Source organism: Prevotella sp. (genome assembly GCF_051059605.1).
In the GTDB taxonomy this organism is placed as follows: domain Bacteria; phylum Bacteroidota; class Bacteroidia; order Bacteroidales; family Bacteroidaceae; genus Prevotella.
Map to the genome: position 1 here is coordinate 3,210,739 of NZ_CP050883.1, position 26,197 is coordinate 3,236,935.

A 26,197-nucleotide genomic window follows, 5' to 3' on the forward strand; every position below is an offset into this window, starting at 1 on the left:
TTACTCTTTTGCTATGATAACGCCCCATGCAGGCATTTCAATTGACTCATCCTTGTTTATAACTTTCTTATTTATTATATCATAAGACTTACCGAATGGGTTAACAACCGTCTTTAGTTCTGCACTGTAATTAAAAATATAATGTATACTATTACCTTTGTCATTAGTTCCGTTGCGGATAATTATTGGGAATTGATATTTGCCATCAAATGGCAAAACATCCGCTCTCTTGGCTGAACTAATGATAATTTTGGTCAGCAATTGGTCAGATGGCACAGTTGCTATATAAACTAAATGCCCCTTGCCGTAATTATTCTCTGTAATACAAGGCCATTTACCGAAGAACGGATGATCAATATACGCCAATGGTTTGGCTGTCTCAGGAATAATGAATTCGGTCCATGTACCTACGGCATTTTCTTTTACGCCAAACTGATTATCTCTGAGATTCATCTGTGCTATAGAAGAATGCTCCTGATAATAAAAACCACAAGCTTTACGCAAAGGTCCGGGAGCTTTCATTGGGCGTACGGCCGAATTCTCGTTGCAATAACCGCTCTTAAGCATCATTACTACTTCACCTCCATTCTTTACAAAGTCGGATATTTTTTCAAGAAGAATGTCTGAGGCTACATACAAAGGCGGTATCACCAACATCTTGTATTGACTGAAATCGGTCATCTTATCACATGGAACAATATCTGTTTCTATATTGTTACGGTATAGAAGACTATGCAGTTGAACTACAGGATAGTTTTCACCATTAGTATATGGCATAAATTGCAGACCGAAATATGAATCATGACTATATAGTATTGCTACCTGATTCTTTTTTTTAAGGTTGACAATTTCCTTACCTATATTATCAATTTCGTGAGCAGTAGTTGCATATTCATTATACACTCTGTTTGGTTCCATATCATGCCCAAGAAGTCCACCCCAATAAGTTTCCTGACCATAATCAAGAGTTCCCCAATGCCAATATTCAACCATATTAGAACCACTGGCAAAATGTGAATAAACATTCTGACGCAGTTGACCATCGTATGGAGGATATTGGCCCTTACTATCCCATCCTGTAGCTTGGGCATTAGTTTCTGTAACAATATAATTGCCCTTGCTTACGGTGCGCATATAATCGCCAGAATAGGCTATCCACTCACCATCTTGCTTATCTTGAACACTATGATAAACATTAATGGCTGGATACTGCATTTGTCTAAAAGCTTCAACTTGGTCGATATTATTAAAATAAGGCATAAAGCAATGTGTAACAAACTGATCTTTACGCTTATATTCATTGACGATGTCCACCTGCCAATTTAGAAAATCTGCTGTAGCCTTCCTATTCCAACGTTCCCATTCGTTCTTATATGATGGACATGTAACCCCATCTCGTTTGTAAAGTTCATCCCAGTTATAGACATTCATGCCCCAATAGTTTAGCCCCCATGCTCTGTTAAGAGCAGGCAAGTCATCATGCCATTTAGTGCGAAGATAAGATTTGAATCCATTAAAGTAATCATCATTATTAATACCTCTAGCTTCAAGTTCATTATCAACCTGAAATCCTATTATGGCAGGATTTTTTGCATAACGTTCCATCAATTTACGTATTATCCTGTCGCAAAAAAAACGATACTTAGCATTGTAGAAGTCCATATTTTGACGTATCCCATAATAACTTTTCTGTCCATTTACTTTTTCTGCAAGTACCTCAGGATATTTTTGAGCCATCCACACCGGAATGCTATATGTAGGCGTACCTAATATTATCTTTATCCCGGCTTTCTGTAACTTTTCTATTATGCGGTCCATCCATGCAAATTCAAACTGACCTTCACTAGGTTCAAACAGTCCCCATGATGATTCACCTATACGTACAACTGTAGTGCCACTTTCTTTCATCATCTTTATATCAGTATCAAGACGGTCTGAAGGTGAATATTCACTATAATAAGCTGCTCCATAGAGAGGTTTATCGAAATGGTACTGTGCTTGTATCTTATTTGTAAAGATTGATAAATAGATAAATAAAAAAAGAAGAAACCTATTTTTCATTGTTATTAAATTATTAGTGATATTTATGACGATTGTCTCGAATGTTATTCGACGAGACAAAGATAATAAAAAATATAATTACATGTCTCCTTTATAATCAAAATATTCGAATTCTGCCAATGCTTTTGAACTAGGAGATGCAGAATTGCATACATACTCAGCACACAATTCTGGTAAAACCACCAACAGCCTCACTGCTAAGATATTTTGTACCCATTAACCTATATCGGTACAATCTATTCCAATAACAGAGAATAAAATGAATAGTAGGCTTTATCACCTTTAATCGTAATATAGACATTCTTGGCAGGCTTTTATTATAATACACGAGAGATACTGTTCTATATAATATGTTCGTGCGCATGCGTATACTACGGACTTTTAAAAATATAAGTGTCGAAGCGTTTCTATATTCACAATCAGGAAGTTAGAGGTGAATATGGCTTAATGAAGTGACGATAGCATGTCTGTGAATTTTTGAATAATACAATCAGCTAAATTTTCATCCCCGTTGTGTTTCTATATAGAAACGCATATTTAGGTGAAGTGAAAAATCGCCTTTTATTTAATTCTAATTCTGCATTTGATCGATGAAACGTAGAAAACACCGTCATCTCACTGTCACGTCATTAAGCCGTATTTATCTCTAACTAATTGATAGAGAGCATATAGACACTTCGACACTATTTTATTACAAAACCCTTAGGGGGAGAATTGTAGAATGAGCATCTGCTAAAATGCTAACTATATAGCGTATTCATATGATTAAAAAGCCGATATTCTCATCCATAAAACCGTTTCTACGATACAAAGTTTGCGTTTGATCGATCAAACGTTTTCGTTTCTACGACATAAAGTTTGCATTTCATCGATCAAACGTTTTCTTTTCCTCGTTAAAAATTAATTCTGAATAATTCCATCTTTCCCGTTTCATCGTTAAACCATCATTCAATAATGTAGCCGGCCATGGCTATATTTCTGTAAAATATTGCGTAACTTACTAAATGACAGTTAGTTAATGAATTTATGTAGCTTCGTAGCTTAAAAATGCGAATTCCCACATGTAGGAATCCCCTTTGTTTAGCTATTTGCCCGCCATAACTAAACGCAGTAAAAGTTCCTTCTAAATATAATAATGTGTATGTTTTTCCAAATCATCAATTCTGTCAACAAAACGGAAATATTGAAATATAATTGAAACTTTTTATGAAAAAGATTTGGAGGTTTGAATAAAAACCTATACTTTTGCATTCGCTTTTGAGAACAACGCTTCTCGATAAGCAAAAGAAAGAGTTCTTTGAAAAGATTTACATAGACAGAAAAGTAGTACAAGAAGCGAGTGCTGAGATTTATTTCGGTACTCGGGTAAAAAGAAACAAACCGTCACCGAGCATTAGTTCGGTTTCGAAAAAATCAGGTTTTAGACTACAATAATTTAGGAGATTCGTTCTGAACAGATTACAGACATTCTAGAAATAGAATATATAATATTTTACAATGGAGAGTTTGATCCTGGCTCAGGATGAACGCTAGCTACAGGCTTAACACATGCAAGTCGAGGGGTAACGAGAGGAAAGCTTGCTTTCCTTGTCGACGACCGGCGCACGGGTGAGTAACGCGTATCCAACCTGCCCCCAACTAGGGAATAACCTTGCGAAAGTAAGACTAATACCCTATAATTTCCTCAGATGTCATCTGACGAGGAATAAAGATTTATCGGTTGTGGATGGGGATGCGTCTGATTAGCTTGTTGGCGGGGTAACGGCCCACCAAGGCAACGATCAGTAGGGGTTCTGAGAGGAAGGTCCCCCACATTGGAACTGAGACACGGTCCAAACTCCTACGGGAGGCAGCAGTGAGGAATATTGGTCAATGGGCGAAAGCCTGAACCAGCCAAGTAGCGTGCAGGATGACGGCCCTATGGGTTGTAAACTGCTTTTATACAGGAATAAAGTTAGCCACGTGTGGTTATTTGTAGGTACTGTATGAATAAGGACCGGCTAATTCCGTGCCAGCAGCCGCGGTAATACGGAAGGTCCAGGCGTTATCCGGATTTATTGGGTTTAAAGGGAGCGTAGGCCGTCTGTTAAGCGTGTTGTGAAATGTAGATGCTCAACATCTGAATTGCAGCGCGAACTGGCAGACTTGAGTGTGCGCAACGTAGGCGGAATTCGTGGTGTAGCGGTGAAATGCTTAGATATCACGAAGAACTCCGATTGCGAAGGCAGCTTACGGGAGCACAACTGACGCTGAAGCTCGAAAGTGCGGGTATCGAACAGGATTAGATACCCTGGTAGTCCGCACGGTAAACGATGGATGCCCGCTGTTGACCCACCTGGGCCAGCGGCCAAGCGAAAGCATTAAGCATCCCACCTGGGGAGTACGCCGGCAACGGTGAAACTCAAAGGAATTGACGGGGGCCCGCACAAGCGGAGGAACATGTGGTTTAATTCGATGATACGCGAGGAACCTTACCCGGGCTTGAATTGCAGAGGAAAGATCCAGAGATGGTGATGCCCTTCGGGGCCTCTGTGAAGGTGCTGCATGGTTGTCGTCAGCTCGTGCCGTGAGGTGTCGGCTTAAGTGCCATAACGAGCGCAACCCCTTTCTTTAGTTGCCATCAGGTCATGCTGGGCACTCTGGAGATACTGCCACCGTAAGGTGTGAGGAAGGTGGGGATGACGTCAAATCAGCACGGCCCTTACGTCCGGGGCTACACACGTGTTACAATGGCCGGTACAGAGAGACGGTTGCTTGCAAAAGTAATCCAATCCTTAAAGCCGGTCCCAGTTCGGACTGAGGTCTGCAACCCGACCTCACGAAGCTGGATTCGCTAGTAATCGCGCATCAGCCATGGCGCGGTGAATACGTTCCCGGGCCTTGTACACACCGCCCGTCAAGCCATGAAAGCCGGGGGTGCCTGAAGTCCGTGACCGCAAGGAACGGCCTAGGGCAAAACTGGTAATTGGGGCTAAGTCGTAACAAGGTAGCCGTACCGGAAGGTGCGGCTGGAACACCTCCTTTCTGGAGACGATTTTCCGACAAAGGATTATATATAAGGATAGAACAAGAGTTTGGTTCTTTTCCTTCTTGTACTCACTGAACTGTTTATAGATATAAGAGAAATAAGGAAGCTGGGCACAATAAGCCCACGTAGCTTGAATGAACCAGCTGGAAGATATAGTCCTATAGCTCAGTTGGTTAGAGCGCCACACTGATAATGTGGAGGTCGGCAGTTCAAGTCTGCCTGGGACTACTCCTTAAAATCCCACGGGGGATTAGCTCAGCTGGCTAGAGCACCTGCTTTGCAAGCAGGGGGTCAACGGTTCGAATCCGTTATTCTCCACACAAGGAACATGCTTTTGATTAAGTATATGTATTCCACATAGATCTTTGACATATTGACACAAGCAAAACTGTAAAGTAACAAAGTTCAAACTTTGAAATCAACAAATCGCAAGATTTTTTAGATTTCACTTAACAGCTGAAAGTATGAGCAACCTCATGACATTTACTGTCATGTTGGCGAAAGAAAGTAAGAAAGGGCGTATGGTGGATGCCTAGGCTCACAGAGACGATGAAGGACGTGATAAGCTGCGATAAGCTTCGGGTAGGTGCAAATAGCCGTTGATCCGAAGATTTCCGAATGGGACAACCCGTCTGTCTGAAGGACAGTCACTCACGCCAGTCGTGAGGGTTAACCCGGGGAACTGAAACATCTTAGTACCCGGAGGAAGAGAAAATAAATAATGATTCCCCTAGTAGTGGCGAGCGAACGGGGAACAGCCCAAACCGGTGATGTGGCAACGCACCGCCGGGGTTGTAGGACCACGCTGTTGTACGGCAACAATGAACAGAATGAACTGGAAAGTTCAGCCATAGCGGGTGATAGCCCCTTATGTGAAGTTGAAACCGGCATAGTGGTATCCTGAGTAACGCGGAGCACGAGGAATTCTGCGCGAATCTGCCGGGACCATCCGGTAAGGCTAAATACTCCTGTGAGACCGATAGTGTACCAGTACCGTGAGGGAAAGGTGAAAAGAACTTCGATAAGAAGAGTGAAATAGTTCCTGAAACCATACGCTTACAAGCGGTCGGAGCTGAGCAATCAGTGACGGCGTGCCTTTTGCATAATGAACCTACGAGTTACCATCTCTGGCAAGGTTAAGGGGTTAAGCCCCGCAACCGCAGTGAAAGCGAGCCTGAACAGGGCGTTTAGTCAGAGGGGGTAGACGCGAAACCAAGTGATCTACACTTGACCAGGATGAAGTTCCGGTAACACGGAATGGAGGTCCGAACCAATAAGCGTTGAAAAGCTTCTGGATGAGTTGAGTGTAGGAGTGAAAGGCCAATCAAACTTGGAGATAGCTCGTACTCCCCGAAAGGCATTTAGGTGCCGCGTGTATCGATCCTCATGAGAGGTAGAGCGACCGATAGGTCAAGAGGGCTTCACCGCCTATCAAGACCTGACGAACTCCGAATGCTCATGAGCAGCAGATATGCAGTAAGGGGGCGGGTGCTAAGGTCCGTCCCCGAGAGGAGAAGAATCCAGACCGCCGTCTAAGGTCCCCAAATTCTGTCTAAGTTAGTCTAACGAAGTCTGGTCCCAGTGACAGCTAGGATGTTGGCTTGGAAGCAGCCATTCATTCAAAGAGTGCGTAACAGCTCACTAGTCGAGGGTCCGGGCATGGATAATAATCGGGTATAAGGCAGGTACCGAAGACGCGGGATAGTAATAATAAAAGTATCGGTAGGGGAGCATTCCATATGCGTCGAATGGAGAAGATAACTGATCCTGGAGCGTATGGAAAAGCAAATGTAGGTATAAGTAACGATTAGAGGGGTAAGATCCCCCTCCGCCAAAAGTCTAAGGTTTCCCAGGCAATGTTAATCAGCCTGGGGTTAGTCGGGTCCTAAGTCTCAGCCGAAGGGCGAGGGCGATGGCAGAAACGGTTAATATTCCGTTACTACCATAGGGAGTGACGTGGAGACGGAGCAGTGACACAGCCGCGGGGTGACGGAAGTCCCCGTTAAAGGGTGTAGATGTTGAGGAAGGCAGGCAAATCCACCTTCCGAGTCGAACCTGATAGTACGGCCTCCCCTTCGGGGGAAGCTGATAGCGCTGGTAAGCATACTCCCGAGAAAATCCGCTAAACTTAATCCCTGTGGTACCCGTACCGCAATCCGACACAGGTAGACGGGTAGAACATACTAAGGCGTTGAGAGATTCATGGTTAAGGAACTAGGCAAATTAACCCCGTAACTTCGGGATAAGGGGTCCTCTCCTCCGGGAGAGGCGCAGAGAATAGGTCCAGGCAACTGTTTAACAAAAACACAGGGCTGTGCTAACTCGAAAGATGAAGTATACAGTCTGACACCTGCCCGGTGCCGGAAGGTTAAGAGGAGATGTCATTCCTTTAAGGATGCAGCATTGAATTGAAGCCCCGGTAAACGGCGGCCGTAACTATAACGGTCCTAAGGTAGCGAAATTCCTTGTCGGGTAAGTTCCGACCTGCACGAATGGTGTAATGATCCGGACGCTGTCTCAACCATGAGCTCAGTGAAATTGTAGTATCGGTGAAGATGCCGATTACCCGCGATGGGACGAAAAGACCCCGTGAACCTTTACTACAGCTTAGCATTGACCTTGGTCATCCGATGTGTAGGATAGGCCGGAGGCTTTGAAGCGTGCGCGCCAGCGTATGTGGAGCCATCCTTGAAATACGGCCCTTTGGCTGTCTGAGGTCTAACTCGCTTTTGCGAGGACATTGTTTGGTGGGTAGTTTGACTGGGGTGGTCGCCTCCAAAAGCGTAACGGAGGCTTCCAAAGGTGCCCTCGGGTCGATTGGTAACCGACCTAATAGAGTGCAATGGCATAAGGGCGCTTGACTGGGAGGCAGACATGCCGAGCAGGCAGGAAACTGGGGCATAGTGATCCGGCGGATGTGTATGGAAACTCCGTCGCTCAAAGGATAAAAGGTACTCCGGGGATAACAGGCTGATCCCCCCCAAGAGCTCATATCGACGGGGTGGTTTGGCACCTCGATGTCGGCTCGTCACATCCTGGGGCTGGAGAAGGTCCCAAGGGTTGGGCTGTTCGCCCATTAAAGTGGCACGCGAGCTGGGTTCAGAACGTCGTGAGACAGTTCGGTCTCTATCTATCGTGGGCGTGGGAGTTTTGAGTGGTGCCGTCACTAGTACGAGAGGACCGTGATGGACAGACCTCCGGTTTACCAGTTGTGCCGCCAGGCGCACCGCTGGGTAGCTGAGTCTGGAATGGATAAGCGCTGAAAGCATCTAAGTGCGAAGCCAGCCGCGAGATTAGAACTCCATAGAGGGTCGTTGAAGACGACAACGTTGATAGGGTGCAGGTGTAAAGACGGTGACGTCAAAGCCGAGCACTACTAATTGCCCGAAACTTTCTTTCGGAAGGTCATACTTTGAGTTGTTTAAGATTATAGTGGGAACCTTGTTCCTTACGGTTTGCTTGTGAAAAATACGTCATAACCCATATCAGGTGGTTATTGCTGTGGTGTCCCACCTCTTCCCATTCCGAACAGAGAAGTTAAGCCCACTTGCGCCGATGGTACTGCAATGCAATGCGGGAGAGTAGGAAGCCGCCTTCTTTTACTGAAGCCTCGAGGATAGAGATATCTTTCGAGGCTTTTTTTGTGTTTGTATAATTCGAGCTGTCAGGTATTTAGGACTTATCCTAAATACGGTAATACGGATATCTATTGTTGATAATATTAATCTGATATCTCTGATTGAGATGTTAAAAATTTGATAGCATTTACAACTCTGATAACTCAGATTAATCTTATAGCATTGCAATATTTTTTGTGATATTTCGTTTCCATAATATGAAGTGGACAGATAGAATAAGAAAGATGAAATTACTTTTGATTTTTGCGGCTATAATTATAGTCGTTCTGTCTCTTGTTATTTCCCGTCTTCTCATTCGTGACCTATTTCATGAGGAAACTACACGAATGGAGGTGTTGGCTCAAGCTATGCGCTCTTTGAGCGTTGCTGATGATAATACAGACCTTAACCTTGTATTAAAGGTAATAAATGAAAATAATACCATTCCCGTAATAGTTGTAGATAAATCAGGCAAAGCTCAGATATTTCGTAATGTGGATGTGCAAGGCAATAGCTATGCAGATAGTCTGAAAGATGCATCACACAAAGCTGCAATTATGAAAGCTTCTGGGAAATTTGTTAGAATTTCTATTGATGATCGCACGCATGATTATATTGATGTTTGCTATGACGATTCTATAATTCTACAGCGACTAGCTTATTATCCTTATGTCCAATTAGGCGTGGTAATAATATTTGCAGCTATAGTTATATTTGCATTGCTGGCTTCAAAAAAAGCGGAACAGAATATGGTTTGGGTTGGACTGAGTAAGGAAACAGCTCATCAACTTGGTACGCCAATATCTAGTCTGCTTGCATGGATCGAAATTTTTAAGGAAGAATATTCAAAAGAGTCTTTGGTTTTTGAGATGGAGAAAGATGTGAAACGCTTACAGATTATTGCTGATAGGTTTTCTAAAATAGGTTCATCACCATCTTTATGTCCGGTAAACTTAATTGATGTACTTAATCACGTTATTGATTATATGGAAAAGCGCAAGCCCAGCAGTATTAGTATTATAAGGGAACAGCCCGATCATGATATTGTTATTATGCTTAATGCATCGCTGTTTGAATGGGTCGTGGAAAACTTGTTAAAGAATGCCGTCGACTCAATGATTGGGATTAAAGGTACTATAACTGTAAAGGTGAGTGAGATTGATGATTTTGTGTCAATAGAAATATCGGATACAGGAAAGGGCATTAAGCCTAAAGATATAAGCAACGTGTTCCGTCCAGGATTCACTACAAAGAAAAGAGGATGGGGATTAGGTTTGTCGTTGGCTAAAAGAATAGTGAAAGATTATCATAAAGGTAAAATATTTGTTAAGTATTCTGATGTTGGAAAGGGAACCGTGTTTTGCATTGAACTCCCTAATACCCCACAAGCTAATAAGTTTAACATCAATGGATTAGTAAAAAACTAATTTTTTTGCCTTTTAATTGTTGTATATCAGAAAATATTCGTAACTTTGCAGCCCGTATGGTGAGTTTAGAATCCTTAAAAATTGACCTAAAGAGCTTGGAGCAAGGTGTAACGCCTTTTGAGTTTGAGCTTGACGATGCATTTTTCAAGTCTTTAGAGACTGCGGGAGTGCAACGAGGTAATTTGCATGTTAGTTTATTGGTTAACAGAACTAATGACTATTATGACCTGACTTTTCATATCGAAGGCTTGGTGATGGTTCCTTGTGATTTATGTCTTGATGACATGGAGCAGAAGATAGATACCGATAATCGCCTTGCTGCTAAATTTGGAGAAAACTACTCAGAAGATGATGACCTTGTGACGGTGGTCGAGGACGAAGGAATACTTGATGTCGCATGGTTCATTTATGAATTTACTGAGCTTAATATTCCCATCAAGCACGTGCATGCACCTGGAAAATGCAACCCGGCTATGATAAAGAAGCTCGAAGAGCATTCTGCTACCCGAAGTAGTGGGGAAGAAATTAAGAATGAGGTAGATCCACGTTGGGCAGCGCTTTCTAATTTAAAAATTGAAGATTAAAATTAAAATTAAAAGATTTAAAAATTATGGCACATCCTAAAAGAAGACAGTCGAAAACTCGTACACTTAAGAGAAGAACTCATGATAAGGCAGTAGCTCCTACATTGGCAGTATGCCCAAATTGTGGCGCTTACTATGTTTATCACACAGTATGTCCAACTTGCGGTTACTATAGAGGCAAGGTTGCTGTTGTTAAGGAAGTAGCAGAATAATGGGCAAAATCAACGCGATAATCACCGGGGTTGGTGGCTATGTGCCAGACTATGTCCTCAATAATGAGGAGTTGTCGCGTATGGTAGATACAACTGATGAGTGGATAACCACTCGTGTGGGAATCAAGGAACGCAGAATACTTACGGAAGAAGGACTTGGTACCAGTTATCTGGCACGCAAGGCTGCAAAACAGCTAATCCAGAAGACGGGAGTTGATCCAGATTCTATTGATGCACTCATCGTTACCACTACTACCCCAGATTATAAATTTCCATCTACAGCCTCAATCGTATTGGGTAAGCTGGGCTTGAAGAATGCTTTTGCATTTGACTTCGAGGCTGCATGCTGTGGATTCCTTTATTCGCTTGACGTCGCAGCTGCTATGATACAGAGCGGTCGATACAAGAAGATAATCGTTATCGGTGCAGATAAGATGTCTTCATTAGTTGACTATACTGATCGTCAGACTTGCGTTTTGTTTGGTGATGGTGCAGGAGCCGTGTTGGTGGAAGCTAGTGATGAGGATGGTTACGGTGTGCAGAATTCATATCTTCGTACAGATGGTCAGGGACTTCCTTTCCTACATATGAAGGCTGGTGGTTCTGTTTGTCCTCCTTCTCATTTTACAGTAGATCATCGTTTGCATTATCTTTATCAAGAAGGTCGTACGGTATTCCGTTATGCTGTTACTGATATGAGTAATGATGTTACTAAGATACTGGAGATGAATAATTTGACAGCTGATGATGTTAATTGGGTTGTACCTCATGAGGCTAATCTGAGAATCATTGAAGCTGTAACAAAGCGAGCTGGAATTCCTATGGAGAAAGTCGTTGTGAATATTGAGCATTATGGTAATACAAGTGCTGCAACAATTCCTTTGGCACTTTGGGATCATGAAAGCAAACTTAAGAGAGGTGATAATGTCATCTTTACGGCATTTGGAGCTGGTTTCGTTCATGGCGCATCTTATTATAAGTGGGCTTATGATGGTGGAACCTCTTCAGCGGCAACGAAATAATGACTTTAAGTCAAAATGATAATGAAACGCATCCTTCTCATTTTTCAGAAAGAATGCGTTTCTTTTGTTTGTTATAAACAGTAAATGGTATGCATAAGGCAGGTTTTGTAAATATAGTAGGAAATCCTAACGTTGGCAAGAGTACTCTGATGAACCAACTTGTAGGCGAGCGTATAAGTATCGCTACATTCAAAGCGCAGACAACTCGTCATCGTATAATGGGCATTGTGAATTCTGACGATTGCCAGATTGTTTTTTCCGATACTCCTGGAGTCTTGAAGCCAAACTACAAGATGCAGGAAATGATGTTGGCTTTTTCGGAATCAGCTCTTAATGATGCAGACATCTTGCTTTATGTAACCGATGTGGTTGAAAACCCTGAGAAAAACCTTGACTTTCTAGAAAAGGTAAAAAAAATGTCTATTCCTGTATTATTGTTGATAAATAAGATAGACGAGAGTGACCAAAAGAAACTCGGTGATATGGTAGAAAAATGGCATTCTCTACTTCCTAATGCTGAGATCTTGCCTCTTTCTGCAAAGAATAAGTTTGGTGTAGATATTTTGCTAAAACGCATACAGGAACTGCTCCCTGAATCTCCGGCTTATTTTGATAAGGAACAGCTAACTGATAAACCAGCAAAGTTCTTTGTTAGTGAAATCATCCGAGAGAAAATTCTTCTTTATTATGATAAGGAAGTTCCTTATAGTGTGGAAGTAAAAGTTGAACAATTTAAGGAAGATGAACGCAAAATATATATCAATGCAGTGATATATGTAGAGAGAGATAGTCAGAAAGGTATAATAATCGGTCATCAGGGAGTTGCGTTGAAAAAGGTAAATACCGAATCGCGTAAGGCTTTGGAGAGATTCTTTGATAAGACAATCTATCTTGAGACTTTTGTCAAGGTTGACAAGGACTGGCGATCATCGCAGAGGGAACTTGACAGCTTTGGATATAATCCAGACTAATCATAATAGGCTCACATGTGAGTTGATTAATAATATTACTTTTGGCTCTGAATGGAATGAGGGCAAACTCTCCTTTAGGAGGGCCGAAGAATGTATAACTTCAGAAATTAAACAAATTTATGGCAAATTTAGTTGCAATCGTAGGACGCCCTAATGTAGGCAAGTCTACGCTTTTTAATCGTTTGACACAATCACGTCGTGCTATCGTTAGTGATACCGCGGGTACAACAAGAGACCGTCAATATGGTAAGTGCACATGGGGTGCAAAAGAATTTTCAATAGTAGATACAGGTGGTTGGGTCGTAAATTCAGATGATATCTTTGAGGATGCTATTCGTCGCCAGGTTTTATTAGCTACTGAAGAGGCAGATCTTGTTTTGTTCATGGTTGATGTAACAACAGGTGTAACAGACTGGGATGAGGATGTTGCGACAATATTGCGTCGTGCAAAACTTCCTGTAATCCTTGTTGCTAATAAAGTAGACAACAGCGGAGAATACTATGAAGCTGCTGAATTCTATAAATTAGGATTGGGCGAACCTCAGTGTATTAGTGCTGCAACTGGTGGTGGTTCTGGTGACTTGCTGGATTTAGTAATTGACAAACTACCTCAGGAAAATCCAGAGATAGTAGAGGATGATATTCCTCGTTTCGCTGTAGTCGGTAGACCAAATGCAGGAAAAAGTAGTATCGTAAATGCTTTTATTGGTGAGGATAGAAATATCGTAACAGAAATAGCTGGTACTACTAGAGATAGTATTTATACACGTTATGACAAGTTTGGCTTTGATTTCTATCTTGTAGATACCGCTGGTATCCGTAAGAAAAACAAAGTTAGTGAGGACTTGGAATTTTATAGCGTCATGCGTTCAATCCGTTCTATAGAAAACAGTGACGTCTGCATACTTATGATAGATGCAACTCGTGGTATAGAGTCACAGGATATGAACATATTCCAACTTATTCAGAAAAATAACAAGAGTCTTGTTTTAGTTGTAAACAAGTGGGACCTTGTTGAGGATAAGAGCCAAAAGGTGATCGATACTTTTGAGGCTGCAATACGTAGTCGTATGGCTCCATTTGTAGACTTCCCAATAATATTTGTTTCAGCAATAACAAAACAGAGAATATTTAAAGTTCTGGAGACTGCTAAGGAGGTTTATCTTAACCGCAAAGCACATGTTGGAACTTCTAAGCTCAATGAGGTAATGTTGCCAATCATAGAGGCAAATCCTCCTCAGAGTCTAAAGGGCAAGTATATCAAGATAAAATATTGTACACAGTTGCCAAATACTCAGATTCCTTCATTCGTGTTTTATGCTAATCTTCCTCAGTATGTAAAGGAAAATTATCGTCGTTTTCTTGAGAATAAAATACGTGAGACTTGGAGTATGCACGGATGTCCAATAAATATTTTTATCAGACAGAAATAATAATTAATCACCCTCATCTCTTATGATGAGGGGTATTTTTATATTATGAAAAAGATATTCTATATATTACTGCTTATAACTATATTATTCTCTTGTGGTTCACAGAAGAAAGATCCCAGTGAGATTGTTGGGAAGACGGCTAAGATATATTATGACTATTTGTTGAATAGTGATTATAACGCTTTCGTTGACGGAATGAATCAGCCGGAAAGTATCCCCAATAATTATCGTGAGCAGTTGGTTGCAAATGCCAAGATGTTTATTGGTCAGCAGAATGAAGACCATAAAGGGATAAAGAAAATAGCTGTGTCTGCCGCAAAAGCTGATACCATTCATAATACTGGAGATGCATATCTATTGCTGACCTACGGTGATAATACCACAGAACAGGTGGTTGTGCCAATGGTTAAGCGCAAGGGCGTTTGGTATATGCGATAAACGTTATTATTTACCTTCAGCCATTTCTGCTTTCTTTACCTTACGGAACAAGTCACTGGCAAAGACAAGGTCGTTAAGCTTTTCATTTGTATTGCTCATTATTTCGTCTTTAGTTCCTTGCCATTCTTTATTACCTTTGTAGATAAACAATATATTTTCACCAATACCCATAACAGAATTCATGTCATGTGTGTTGATGATAGTTGTCATACTGTATTCTTTTGTTATTCCGGATAATAACTCGTCAATGACAAGAGATGTCTTAGGATCAAGTCCTGAGTTAGGTTCGTCGCAGAAAAGGTATTTTGGATTTAAGACAATAGCTCTCGCTATTGCAACACGTTTCTGCATACCTCCTGAAATCTCGCCTGGATACTTTTGTTGCGCATCAATAAGATTTACTCTGTCTAGGCATTCCTGAGCTCTTTTTACACGTTCTCTGTAATTCATATTAGAGAACATATCCAAAGGAAACATCACGTTTTCTAATACTGTAAGCGAGTCGAATAGAGCTGCGCTCTGGAAAATCATTCCCATTTCGCGCCTCATCATGACTTTCTCGTTTTTACTCATTGTTATGAAATCGCGATTATCATATAGCACTTCACCACTTGTTGGAGTTAGCAATCCAACCAAATTTTTCATCAAAACAGTTTTTCCGCTACCACTCTGCCCAATGATAAGGTTGGTCTTTCCGTCCTGAAATACTGTGTTAATATCGTTTAGAACTGTTTTGCCTTCAAAAGACTTGTATAAATGTTTTACTTCGATCATGATAATAACTGTGTGAGGAATACGTCTGAGAATAAAATCAGTACACTGCTACAAACAACAGCGTCTGTGCTGGCTTTTCCAACATCAATGGAACCACCTTTAACAGTATATCCAAAGAATGATGAGACACTAGCTATGATGTATGCAAAGAACGTGCTCTTGATGATGCTCATCCACATGAACCATGGATTAAAAGCATGTTGTATTCCAAGTGTCAAGTCATCAGGAGAAAGCATATGGCCTAGATATGCCGTGCCATAAGCACCGACAATACCCATGCCGGAACTGAAAATAACAAGGAATGGCATAATCGTCATCAATCCCATAATTTTAGGAAGGATAAGATAGCTTGCAGAGTTAACTCCCATTATGTCAAGTGCGTCAATCTGTTGAGTGACACGCATTGTTCCTAATTCAGAAGCAATATTTGAACCAACTTTTCCTGCAAGGATAAGGCACATGATGCTACTAGAAAATTCAAGGAGCATAATCTCGCGAGTGGTATATCCGGAAACCCAGCGTGGCATCCATGGACTCTGTATGTTTACTTTCATCTGTATACAGATAACTGCACCTATGAAAAAAGATATAAGCAAAACAATACCAATTGAATTGACACCAAGTTGGGACATTTCTTTTATATACTGCTTGAAAAACATTCTCATTCTTTCTGGACGAGATATAGAATGCCCAATAAGAATAAGGTAGTCGCCAAATGTTGTGAGATATTTATATAATAATTTAATTATAAACATGTTATTATCCTTTGTTGTTTGTTGCAAAAGTAACCAAATTTCTCTAAAAAACTGCAATATTGAGAATAGTTTTTGTTTTTTTATTTTGTATTGATGGTGATTTAAATTAACTTTGCATCCAAATTCATGAATTTATGGACGAAACAAAGCTTACGACCCTTCGTACGGAAGGACTTGTGAAGCGTTATGGCAAGCGTACGGTTGCTAATGGCGTGAGCATAAATGTGAAACAAGGTGAGATAGTCGGACTTCTAGGACCTAACGGTGCGGGTAAGACTACTTCTTTCTATATGACGACTGGTCTGGTTGTTCCAAACGAGGGACATGTGTATATGGATGATACTGAGATTACGGATTATCCAGTGTATAAGCGTGCCCGTGCCGGTATTGGATATCTTCCTCAGGAAGCCAGTGTGTTCCGAAAAATGAGCGTGGAAGACAATATAATGTCAGTATTAGAAATGACTAAGCTGTCTCATGAACAACAACTAGAAAAACTTGAAAGTCTGATAAAAGAATTCCGTCTTACAAAGGTGCGCAAAAACAAAGGTGACCAGCTCTCTGGTGGAGAACGTCGCCGTACGGAAATAGCGCGCTGTCTTGCAATAAACCCTAAGTTTATTATGCTTGATGAGCCTTTTGCTGGTGTTGACCCTATTGCCGTAGAGGATATACAACATATAGTATGGCGTTTGAAATACCGTAATATAGGTATTCTTATCACCGATCATAACGTGCAGGAAACGTTGTCTATCACCGATAGGGCTTATTTGCTTTTTGAGGGTAGAATACTTTTCCATGGCTCTTCTGAGGAATTGGCTGCGAATCCAATAGTAAGAAAAAATTATCTTAGTGAGAATTTTGTATATCGCAGATTTAAACCGAATGAAGAAGACGAGGCTTTAGAAGAGCAGATAGAAGAAGAAAATGATTTAAAAACACATGCTGAATAAAATTTGATGTATTCTGGACTAAAAGAAAGTAAAGGTTGGTATGGTTAAAAAAACAAATTTTTCTTTTATATATTAGGTATATTCGCTAATTATCAGTAATTTTGCGGTCCGAAAATTGCCAAAAAATAATAAAAATAATAATATAACAAAAACATCAGAAGATGAATATTTCATTTGAAAATCCTGACAAGATCAATGGTCTGTTGACTATTACTGTCGAAGAAGCTGATTACAAAGAGAATGTCGAGAAGGCATTGAAAGATTATCGTAAGAAGGCTAATTACCCTGGTTTCCGTCCTGGTATGGTTCCAATGGGTCTCGTTAAGAAACAGTTTGGCACATCTGCAAAGATGGATGCTATCAACAAACTTATTGGTGAGCAGATTTACAAGTATGTAAACGATAACAATATTCAGATGCTTGGCGAGCCTCTTCCTTCAGAGAAGCAGGAACCACAGGATTTGGAAAAAGACACTAATTTCACTTTCGTTTTTGATATAGCTGTTGCTCCTGAATTCAAGATGGTTCTTGATGGTCATAACAAACTTGATCATTATACAATTACAGTTGATGATGCACTCATCGACCGTCAGGTTGACATGTTTGCTTCACGCGCTGGCAGTTACGATAAGGTTGAAGCATTCGAAGGCAATGATATGCTAAAGGGTGATATTCGCGAACTTGATGAGAATGGTAATACGAAAGAAGGTGGCATAACTGTAGAGGCTGCTGTCTTGATGCCAGAATACATTAAGGTTGATGATCAGAAGAAACTTTTCGAAGGTGCTAAACTAGGTGATGTAATAACATTCAACCCAAGAAAGGCTTATCCAGAGAATGATACCGAGATATCTTCATTGTTAAAGATAGAGCGTGATGCTGCAAAGGAACTTACTGCAGATTTTAGTTATCAGATTACAGAGATTCAGCGCTTTAAGAAGCATGAAGTAAACCAGGAACTTTTTGATCAGTTATTTGGTAAGGATACTGTTAAGAACGAAGAGGAATTCCGTAACAAGATTGCTGAAGGACTTAAAGAGCAGCTTGCTGTTGATGCCGATTATAAGTTTATTCTTGATGTTCGTGCTTATTGCGAGAAGAAGGTTGGTAAACTTGAATACCCAGATGCTTTGCTTAAGCGTATCATGTTGAATAATAACAAAGATAAGGGTGAGGAGTTTGTTGAGAAGAACTACGAACAGAGCATAACTGAACTTACATGGCACATGATTAAGGAGCAGTTGGTTTCAGCTCGTGATATCAAGGTTGATGATGCCGACATATTGGATGCCGCAAAAGAAACAGCTCGCACACAGTTCGCTCAGTATGGCATGAATAATGTTCCTGACGAGTATGTTGAGAACTACGCTAAGGAAATTCTTAAGAAGAAAGAAAATGTTGACGGACTTGTTGATCGCGCAGTAGACCGCAAGCTTGTTGTTGCATTGAAAGATTCAGTAAAACTTAATGAAAAGGAAATTAGTCTTGACGACTTCAATAAAATGATGCAAGAATAATAGTTTTTTTGAAAAAAAACTTCTTTTATAAAGAGGTTATCGTCTTTTTTTATTATCTTTGTCTATGTAAAGATTGTCTGACGTTCATCGTTGGCATCATATTTGCAAGATAGATATAATAAAAGGGCGATAGCCTCTCTTTTTTTTATCTTTAAATGAACGATATTTTTATATTATGAATGATTTTAGAAAATATGCTACTAAGCATTTAGGCATGAATGGTATGGCACTTGATGATGTGATGAAAGCACAGTCTCAGTATCTGAATCCATACATTCTTGAGGAACGTCAGTTGAATGTTACCCAGATGGATGTGTTCTCACGCCTTATGATGGATCGTATAATCTTCCTCGGAACAGAGATCGATGATTATACTGCCAATACTCTACAGGCACAACTCCTTTATCTGGATTCTGTAGATAGTGGTAAGGATATATCTATTTATATCAATAGCCCTGGTGGTAGTGTGACTGCTGGACTTGGTATTTATGATACAATGCAGTTTATTAGCAGTGATGTTGCTACAATATGTACAGGTATGGCTGCATCTATGGCCGCGGTTTTATTGGTCTCTGGTCAAGAAGGTAAACGCTCTGCCCTCACTCATAGTCGTGTGATGATTCATCAACCGTTGGGTGGTGTGCAAGGTCAGGCTTCAGATATAGAAATAGAAGCTAAGGAAATACAAAAATTCAAGAAAGAACTTTATACAATCATTTCAAATCATTCTCATACTCCTTTTGATAAGGTATGGCAAGATAGTGATAGAAACTATTGGATGAATGCTGATGAAGCTAAGGAATATGGTATGATTGATGATGTATTGATACGTAAGAAATAATATGACAAAAAAAGTTTGTAGTTTCTGCGGAAGAGGCGAAAACGAAGTTAAGCTGCTTATAACCGGTCTAAGCGGTTATATCTGTGAAAACTGTGCGCATCAGGCTTATGAAATAGTACAAAGTGCAGGCTTGGCAGAAGAAGAACAGCATAGTGGAGGAAAGGATAGTTCTTTCAAGATTAATAAGGTCCCTAAGCCGAAAGATATAAAAAAATATCTTGATGAATACATTATCGGACAAGATGAAGCCAAGCGTTTTCTTTCTGTTTCCGTATATAACCATTATAAGCGTCTGCAACAACCTGTAGATGACAATGGCGTGGAAATAGAAAAAAGTAACATTATAATGGTTGGAAGTACTGGAACAGGTAAGACTCTTTTGGCACGCACCATAGCAAAAATGCTGGATGTACCTTTCACTATTGTAGATGCAACCGTTTTTACAGAAGCAGGATACGTAGGTGAAGATGTCGAAAGTATTTTAAGCCGTCTGCTACAAGTTGCCGATTATAATGTAGCTGCAACAGAACGTGGAATCGTATTTATTGATGAGATAGATAAAATTGCGCGTAAAAGCGATAATCCTTCAATAACTCGCGACGTCAGTGGCGAGGGTGTTCAGCAAGGATTGCTAAAACTTTTGGAGGGTACTATGGTAAACGTTCCACCAAAGGGTGGACGTAAGCACCCTGATCAGGACTATATTCATGTTGATACTAAGAATATCCTGTTTATTTGCGGTGGAGCTTTCGACGGTATAGAACGTAAAATAGCACAGAGAATGAATGCTCACGTGGTGGGGTATAATTCTGTGCAGAATGTTAGTAAGATAGATAAAGCAGATCTTATGAAATATGTTCAACCAATGGACTTAAAGTCTTTTGGACTTATTCCAGAGATAATAGGTCGTCTTCCTGTTCTCACATATCTTAATCCGCTTGATCATGATGCTCTTCGACGTATACTCGTAGAACCCAAGAATTCTATTATCAAACAGTATGAAAAACTCTTTGATATGGATGGCATAAAGCTTGAATTTAATGAAGATACATTGAATTTTATAGTAGAAAAAGCCGTGGAATATAAGTTGGGTGCACGTGGCTTAAGATCTATTGTAGAGTCTATAATGATGGACGCTATGTTTGAAATCCCATCAAAGAGAACTAAGAGCTTTACAGTCACTTTGGACTATGCTAAGGCACAGCTTAATAAATCTCATTTGCAGAAATTGGAAACTGCATAATAGATATAAAATTAGATTGCAGCTGGTAATTGATATTGCTAGCTGCAATTAAATGAAAGACAAAATCTAATATAATGATTAAGAAACTACTTGTTATATGACAAAGGAAGTTAATCTTACACAGCAACTTAAACATTATTTCGGCTTTGACAAGTTCAAAGGCGATCAGGAAGCTATTATTAATAATCTATTGGATGGCAATGACACGTTTGTGCTCATGCCTACTGGTGGAGGTAAAAGCTTATGTTATCAATTACCTTCTTTGATAATGGAAGGTACGGCTATTGTTATTTCTCCTCTTATAGCATTGATGAAAAATCAGGTTGACGTTATCAATGGAATGAGTGAGGAATCAGGTGTAGCACATTATTTGAACTCATCACTAAACAAAGCATCTATACAGCAGGTTATGTGTGATGTGAAAAGTGGTGTAACAAAGTTGTTGTATGTAGCGCCGGAATCTCTTAATAAGGAAGAAAACGTCGAGTTTCTTAAATCAGTGAAGATATCTTTTTACGCTATTGATGAGGCTCATTGTATTTCAGAATGGGGACATGATTTTCGCCCCGAATACAGAAATATCCGGCCAACAATAGGTAAGATAGGTAATGCCCCTGTGATAGCTCTTACTGCAACTGCAACAGACAAAGTACGTACCGATATAAAGAAAAATCTAGGTATCTCAGATGCAAAGGAATTCAAAAGTTCTTTTAATAGAGCCAATCTTTATTATGAGGTGCGTTCTAAAACGCAGGATATTGATAAACAAATTATCAAATTTATCAAACAACATGAAGGTAAGAGTGGTATCATATATTGTCTTTCTAGAAAAAAGGTAGAGGAACTTTCTGAAGTACTCAAGACGAATGAAATAAAGGCTGCACCATATCATGCTGGATTAGACAGTTCAACTCGTTCACAAACTCAGGATGATTTCCTAATGGAACGTATTGATGTAATTGTAGCTACGATAGCTTTTGGAATGGGCATAGATAAACCCGATGTTCGTTTTGTTATACATTATGATATACCAAAAAGTCTTGAGGGGTATTATCAGGAAACAGGTCGTGCTGGACGAGATGGAGGTGAAGGTATATGTATAGCTTTCTATGCACAGAAAGACCTTAAGAAATTGGAGAAGTTTATGGAGGGTAAGCCTGTTGCCGAACAGGATATTGGTAGACAATTACTTCAGGAAACAGCTGCTTATGCTGAATCTTCTGTATGTCGTCGCAAAATGTTACTTCATTATTTTGGTGAGGAATATAACAAACAAAATTGCCATAATTGCGATAACTGTCTCCACCCGAAAGAGAAAATAGAAGCCAGTAAGGCATTGCTAGTGATATTGAAATCAATACTGGCAATAAAAGAAAATTTCCGTCAGGAATATATTATAGATTTTGTCAAAGGACGCGGGACAGACGATATAGTGTCTCATCACCATGATCAGTTGGAAGAGTTTGGGTCAGGTGAAGACGAAAATCCTAAATTGTGGAATCCTGTTATCCGCCAGGCACTTATAGCTGGTTATCTTAAAAAAGATGTTGAAAACTACGGATTATTAAAAGTTACGGCTTCCGGCAGACGCTTTGTGAAAAAAACAGAGGATTTCTTTATCGTAATGGATAATGAATTTAAGGATGATTATGAGGAAGAAAGCGGAGATTCTGTAGCAGTAGCTCTTGATCCAGAACTATTTGTAATGTTGAAGAACCTTCGTAAGAGTATGGCTCAGAAGCTGAATATTCCAGGATATGTTATTTTCCAAGACCAGTCTTTGGAGCAAATGGCTACAATGTACCCTATTACTAATGACGAACTGCAACAGATACAAGGAGTTGGAGCCGGTAAGGCAAAACGATATGGAAAAGAATTCCTTCAATTGATAAAACGTCATTGTGAGGAGAATGGCATTGAACGTGCAGAGGAACTACGTGTGCGTACGGTTGCAAAGAAAAGCGTTACGAAAGTAAAGATCATTCAGAGTATAGACCGTCAAGTCGCACTTGATGATCTTGCAGATGCTTTAGGTATGGAATTAGCAGAGCTCCTAGATGAAATTGAGGCAATTGTATATAGTGGAACTAAAATAAATATTGATTATTTCATAGAGGATGTCATTGACGATGACCATATTGACGATATCTATGATTATTTCAATGAGAGCGAAACCGACAAACTGGAGGATGCGATAGAAGAGTTGGGCGAAGATTATTCAGAAGATGAAATTCGTCTTGTCAGGATTAAATTCTTATCAGAGATGGCAAACTAATTTGACGTTAAATAGCATTAATTCAATAATAAAATGGTGAACGTATAGTACCCATGTGGAAAATTATTACTATATTTGCACGCAATAAATTTTTAAAGTTACAATATGTCATCATTTGTTGCAGATAAAATTGTAATGGACGGCCTTACTTTTGACGACGTCCTTCTAATCCCTGCTTACTCAGAGGTACTACCTAAAGAGGTAGAGTTGAAAACCAAGTTCACACGTAACATCAGTTTGAATGTTCCATTTGTGACCGCAGCTATGGATACTGTTACCGAAGCTTCAATGGCAATAGCTATTGCTCGTGAAGGTGGTATAGGTGTTATTCATAAGAACATGACAATCGAAGACCAAGCACGTCAGGTCGCTATTGTCAAGCGTGCCGAGAATGGAATGATTTACGCTCCTGTCACGATTCGTCGTGGCAGCACAGTGAAAGATGCTCTTGATATGATGCATGATTATCATATTGGAGGTATTCCTGTTGTTGATGAAGATAATCATCTTGTCGGAATTGTTACAAATCGTGATTTGCGTTTTGAACGTCACATGGATAAGTTGATTGATGACGTTATGACAAAAGAAAATCTTGTAACAACACATTTGCAGACAGACCTTGTTGCTGCCGCACAGATATTACAAGAGCATAAAATTGAAAAACTTCCTGTTGTAGACAAAGAGAATCATCTTGTTGGTCTTATCACATATAAAGATATTACTAAGGCAAAGGATAAGCCGATGGCTTGTAAAGACGAGAAGGGACGCCTTCGTGTAGCAGCTGGTGTTGGTGTTACTGTTGATACTATGGATCGTGCTAAGGCTTTAGTTGAAGCAGGTGTAGATGCTATCGTTATTGACACTGCTCATGGACATTCAAAGGGCGTTGTTGAAAAACTTAAGGAGGTAAAGGCTGCTTTCCCTAACGTTGATGTTATTGTTGGTAATGTTGCAACTGGTGAAGCTGCCAAATACCTTGTTGATAATGGTGCTGATGCGGTTAAAGTTGGTATCGGTCCTGGTTCAATTTGTACAACACGTGTTGTTGCTGGTGTCGGCGTACCACAGCTTAGTGCAGTGTATGACGTATTCTCAGCGCTAAAGGGAACTGGTGTTCCTTTGATAGCTGATGGTGGACTCCGTTATTCTGGCGATATTGTTAAGGCTATCGCTGCAGGTGGAAGCTGTGTTATGATAGGTTCACTTGTCGCTGGAACAGAAGAAAGTCCAGGCGAGACAATAATCTTTAACGGTCGTAAGTTTAAGAGTTATCGTGGAATGGGCTCTTTGGAAGCCATGGAACAGAAGAACGGTTCTCGTGACCGTTATTTCCAGAATGATATAAAAGAAGCAAATAAACTTGTTCCAGAAGGTATCGCCGGTAGAGTCCCTTACAAGGGAACTGTTCAGGAGGTGATTTATCAGCTCATTGGTGGCTTGCGTTCAGGTATGGGGTATTGTGGTGCAAACTCTATTGATACTATGCATAATGCGAAATTCGCTCGTATTACAAATGCTGGTGTCTTAGAGAGTCATCCGCATGATATCACTATTACTAGTGAGGCTCCAAATTATTCTCGTCCTGAATAATAATGAGATGTAAAAAAACTATATCAGTGTTAATAGCCATGCTCCTAAATGGGAGCATGGTTTTTGCGCAGTCTGTAGATCCTGTTATTATGACAGTTAATGGTAAGCCGGTATTGCGTTCCGAGTTTGAGTATTCTTACAACAAAAATAATTCAAACGGAGTCATTGATAAGAAATCAGTTGATGATTATGTTGACCTTTTCATCAATTATAAGCTAAAGGTAGAGGCTGCCCTTGACGCTCGTCTAGATACAATGAAGTCGTATCAAAACGAGTTTGCATCTTATAGGGATAAGCAGATTAGGCCTTCTATAATAACTGATGCTGATATAGAAACAGAAGCGTATCGTATATACAATGAAACTCAACAGAGAATAGACTCACATGGTGGTATTGTAAAGGTTGCGCACATATTGTTAAGACTTAATCAACGTGCTCCACAGGAACAGGATGTGTCAGCAAAACTACGTATAGATTCTATATATAAAGCATTGCTGAATGGTGCTGATTTTGCCCAGTTGGCAAAGAAATATTCTGATGATAAGGAATCGGCTGTTAATGGTGGTGAGTTACCATGGATACAATATGGACAGACTTTTCCTGAATTTGAGAAACAGGCCTATGCTCTTAAAAAAGGACAGATGAGCAAACCATTTATGTCGCCTGTTGGTTATCATATTATATTGAAGAAAGACAGTCGTAACTTTTTCCCTTATGATTCGTTGCGTGCTGACATCATAAGATTTATAGAACAGCGAGGCATTCGTGAGAATATTATCAATGCGCGTTTGGATTCTATATCAAAGGCTCAGCATGTAACAGTGTCGGACGTGCTTGCAAAAAAGACACAAGAGCTGGAGTCAGAAGACCCTTCTTTGAAATATCTTATACAAGAATATCATGACGGACTATTATTGTTTGAAATTAGTAATCGTACCGTTTGGAAGAAAGCTGCAACTGATGAAGATGCGCTATATAAGTATTTCAAGAAGAACAAAAAGAAATATAAATGGGAGCAACCTAGATTTAAGGGTATTGCTTACCATACAAAATATAAGGATGATTTAAAAGCTGTTAAGAAAATCCTGCGCAAAACAAATTTCTCAGAATGGTCTGATGTGTTGAAAAAAGCATTCAATAAAGATAGTTTACGAGTAAAGGCTGACAAGGGGATGTTTAAAATAGGAGAAAATTTGTTGGTGGATAAATTTGTTTTCAAACAGAATAAGGCATATAAGCATCTTGTAGATTATCCTTACGAAAATGTTTATGGAAAGAAATTAAAGTCTCCGGATGATTTGTCAGATGTTCGTCAGCTGGTAGTCAACGATTATCAGGAATATCTTGAAAAGGCATGGGTTGAGACTTTACGCAATAAATATCCAGTTAGCGTCAACCATGCAGTTCTCGCTACGGTTAATAAGCATTAGTCTTTGAAAATCTTAATATAATATTG

The 26,197-nt window shown here is 40.0% G+C and carries 17 protein-coding genes, 2 tRNA genes and 3 rRNA genes; 19 read left to right on the forward strand and 3 right to left on the reverse strand.

Annotation, left to right across the window (positions count from 1 at the left end; genetic code table 11):
• Positions 1 to 2,061: a beta-galactosidase gene (locus HEQ28_RS12420; RefSeq protein ID WP_434502890.1), complete on the reverse strand. Its 2,061-nt coding sequence runs from the start codon at positions 2,059 to 2,061 to the stop codon at positions 1 to 3.
• A 1,494-nt stretch (positions 2,062 to 3,555) separates the two neighbouring features.
• Between HEQ28_RS12420 and HEQ28_RS12425 the strand changes: the two genes are divergently transcribed.
• The 12 genes from HEQ28_RS12425 to HEQ28_RS12480 all read left to right on the forward strand — a co-directional run bounded on the left by HEQ28_RS12425 (position 3,556) and on the right by HEQ28_RS12480 (position 14,793).
• Positions 3,556 to 5,085 (forward strand): 16S ribosomal RNA (locus HEQ28_RS12425).
• Positions 5,086 to 5,243: 158 nt separating this feature from the next.
• A tRNA-Ile gene (locus tag HEQ28_RS12430) sits at positions 5,244 to 5,317 on the forward strand.
• A gap of 16 nt (positions 5,318 to 5,333) precedes the next feature.
• Positions 5,334 to 5,407, forward strand: a tRNA-Ala gene (locus tag HEQ28_RS12435).
• A 183-nt stretch (positions 5,408 to 5,590) separates the two neighbouring features.
• A 23S ribosomal RNA gene (locus tag HEQ28_RS12440) occupies positions 5,591 to 8,488 on the forward strand.
• 86 nt (positions 8,489 to 8,574) lie between these two features.
• Positions 8,575 to 8,687 (forward strand): 5S ribosomal RNA (gene rrf / locus HEQ28_RS12445).
• Together the 16S, 23S and 5S rRNA genes with 2 tRNA genes alongside form the textbook arrangement of a ribosomal RNA operon.
• 237 nt (positions 8,688 to 8,924) lie before the next feature.
• Entirely contained in the window at positions 8,925 to 10,133 is a 1,209-nt protein-coding gene (locus HEQ28_RS12450) for a sensor histidine kinase (RefSeq protein WP_434502892.1), read from the forward strand.
• A 56-nt stretch (positions 10,134 to 10,189) separates the two neighbouring features.
• Positions 10,190 to 10,717 (forward strand): YceD family protein, encoded by a 528-nt coding sequence (locus HEQ28_RS12455; RefSeq protein ID WP_434504465.1) that lies wholly within the window; start codon positions 10,190 to 10,192, stop codon positions 10,715 to 10,717.
• A 26-nt stretch (positions 10,718 to 10,743) separates the two neighbouring features.
• Positions 10,744 to 10,929: a 50S ribosomal protein L32 gene (rpmF, locus tag HEQ28_RS12460; RefSeq protein ID WP_007135457.1), complete on the forward strand. Its 186-nt coding sequence runs from the start codon at positions 10,744 to 10,746 to the stop codon at positions 10,927 to 10,929.
• The gene (locus HEQ28_RS12465) at positions 10,929 to 11,951 is read left to right on the forward strand and encodes a beta-ketoacyl-ACP synthase III (protein WP_434502894.1); all 1,023 of its coding nucleotides are present in this window, start codon (positions 10,929 to 10,931) and stop codon (positions 11,949 to 11,951) included. Before rpmF ends, HEQ28_RS12465 begins: the two co-directional genes overlap by 1 nt.
• Before the next feature lie 89 nt (positions 11,952 to 12,040).
• Positions 12,041 to 12,922: a GTPase Era gene (gene era / locus HEQ28_RS12470; RefSeq protein ID WP_434502896.1), complete on the forward strand. Its 882-nt coding sequence runs from the start codon at positions 12,041 to 12,043 to the stop codon at positions 12,920 to 12,922.
• A 119-nt stretch (positions 12,923 to 13,041) separates the two neighbouring features.
• A complete protein-coding gene (der, locus tag HEQ28_RS12475) occupies positions 13,042 to 14,355 on the forward strand; it encodes a ribosome biogenesis GTPase Der (protein ID WP_434502898.1) in 1,314 nt (437 codons plus the stop codon).
• A 45-nt stretch (positions 14,356 to 14,400) separates the two neighbouring features.
• The gene (locus HEQ28_RS12480; protein WP_434502900.1) at positions 14,401 to 14,793 is read left to right on the forward strand and encodes a hypothetical protein; all 393 of its coding nucleotides are present in this window, start codon (positions 14,401 to 14,403) and stop codon (positions 14,791 to 14,793) included.
• 6 nt (positions 14,794 to 14,799) lie between these two features.
• Here HEQ28_RS12480 and HEQ28_RS12485 read toward each other — a convergent pair whose 3' ends face one another.
• Positions 14,800 to 15,567: an ABC transporter ATP-binding protein gene (locus HEQ28_RS12485; RefSeq protein ID WP_434502902.1), complete on the reverse strand. Its 768-nt coding sequence runs from the start codon at positions 15,565 to 15,567 to the stop codon at positions 14,800 to 14,802.
• Entirely contained in the window at positions 15,564 to 16,322 is a 759-nt protein-coding gene (locus tag HEQ28_RS12490; protein ID WP_434502904.1) for an MlaE family ABC transporter permease, read from the reverse strand. The genes HEQ28_RS12485 and HEQ28_RS12490 overlap by 4 nt, the downstream gene beginning before the upstream one ends.
• A gap of 134 nt (positions 16,323 to 16,456) precedes the next feature.
• Between HEQ28_RS12490 and lptB the strand changes: the two genes are divergently transcribed.
• From lptB to HEQ28_RS12525, 7 genes are all read left to right on the forward strand, one after another.
• Positions 16,457 to 17,275, forward strand: coding sequence for an LPS export ABC transporter ATP-binding protein (lptB, locus tag HEQ28_RS12495; protein ID WP_434502906.1), 819 nt, complete (start codon positions 16,457 to 16,459; stop codon positions 17,273 to 17,275).
• Between the two features lie 161 nt (positions 17,276 to 17,436).
• Positions 17,437 to 18,792 (forward strand): trigger factor, encoded by a 1,356-nt coding sequence (gene tig / locus HEQ28_RS12500; RefSeq protein WP_434502908.1) that lies wholly within the window; start codon positions 17,437 to 17,439, stop codon positions 18,790 to 18,792.
• A gap of 175 nt (positions 18,793 to 18,967) precedes the next feature.
• Positions 18,968 to 19,633 carry an ATP-dependent Clp endopeptidase proteolytic subunit ClpP gene (gene clpP / locus HEQ28_RS12505; RefSeq protein WP_018464895.1) on the forward strand — a complete coding sequence of 222 codons (666 nt, stop codon included), beginning with the start codon at positions 18,968 to 18,970 and terminating at the stop codon, positions 19,631 to 19,633.
• Position 19,634: 1 nt separating this feature from the next.
• Complete coding sequence (gene clpX, locus HEQ28_RS12510) at positions 19,635 to 20,876, forward strand: ATP-dependent Clp protease ATP-binding subunit ClpX (protein ID WP_434502911.1); 1,242 nt, start codon at positions 19,635 to 19,637, stop codon at positions 20,874 to 20,876.
• A 97-nt stretch (positions 20,877 to 20,973) separates the two neighbouring features.
• Complete coding sequence (gene recQ / locus HEQ28_RS12515) at positions 20,974 to 23,151, forward strand: DNA helicase RecQ (RefSeq protein WP_434502913.1); 2,178 nt, start codon at positions 20,974 to 20,976, stop codon at positions 23,149 to 23,151.
• 105 nt (positions 23,152 to 23,256) lie between these two features.
• Positions 23,257 to 24,741: an IMP dehydrogenase gene (gene guaB, locus HEQ28_RS12520; RefSeq protein WP_434502915.1), complete on the forward strand. Its 1,485-nt coding sequence runs from the start codon at positions 23,257 to 23,259 to the stop codon at positions 24,739 to 24,741.
• 2 nt (positions 24,742 to 24,743) lie between these two features.
• On the forward strand, positions 24,744 to 26,171 hold the full coding sequence (locus HEQ28_RS12525; protein WP_434502917.1) for a peptidylprolyl isomerase: 1,428 nt from the start codon (positions 24,744 to 24,746) through the stop codon (positions 26,169 to 26,171).
• The last annotated feature ends 26 nt before the right edge of the window (positions 26,172 to 26,197 follow it).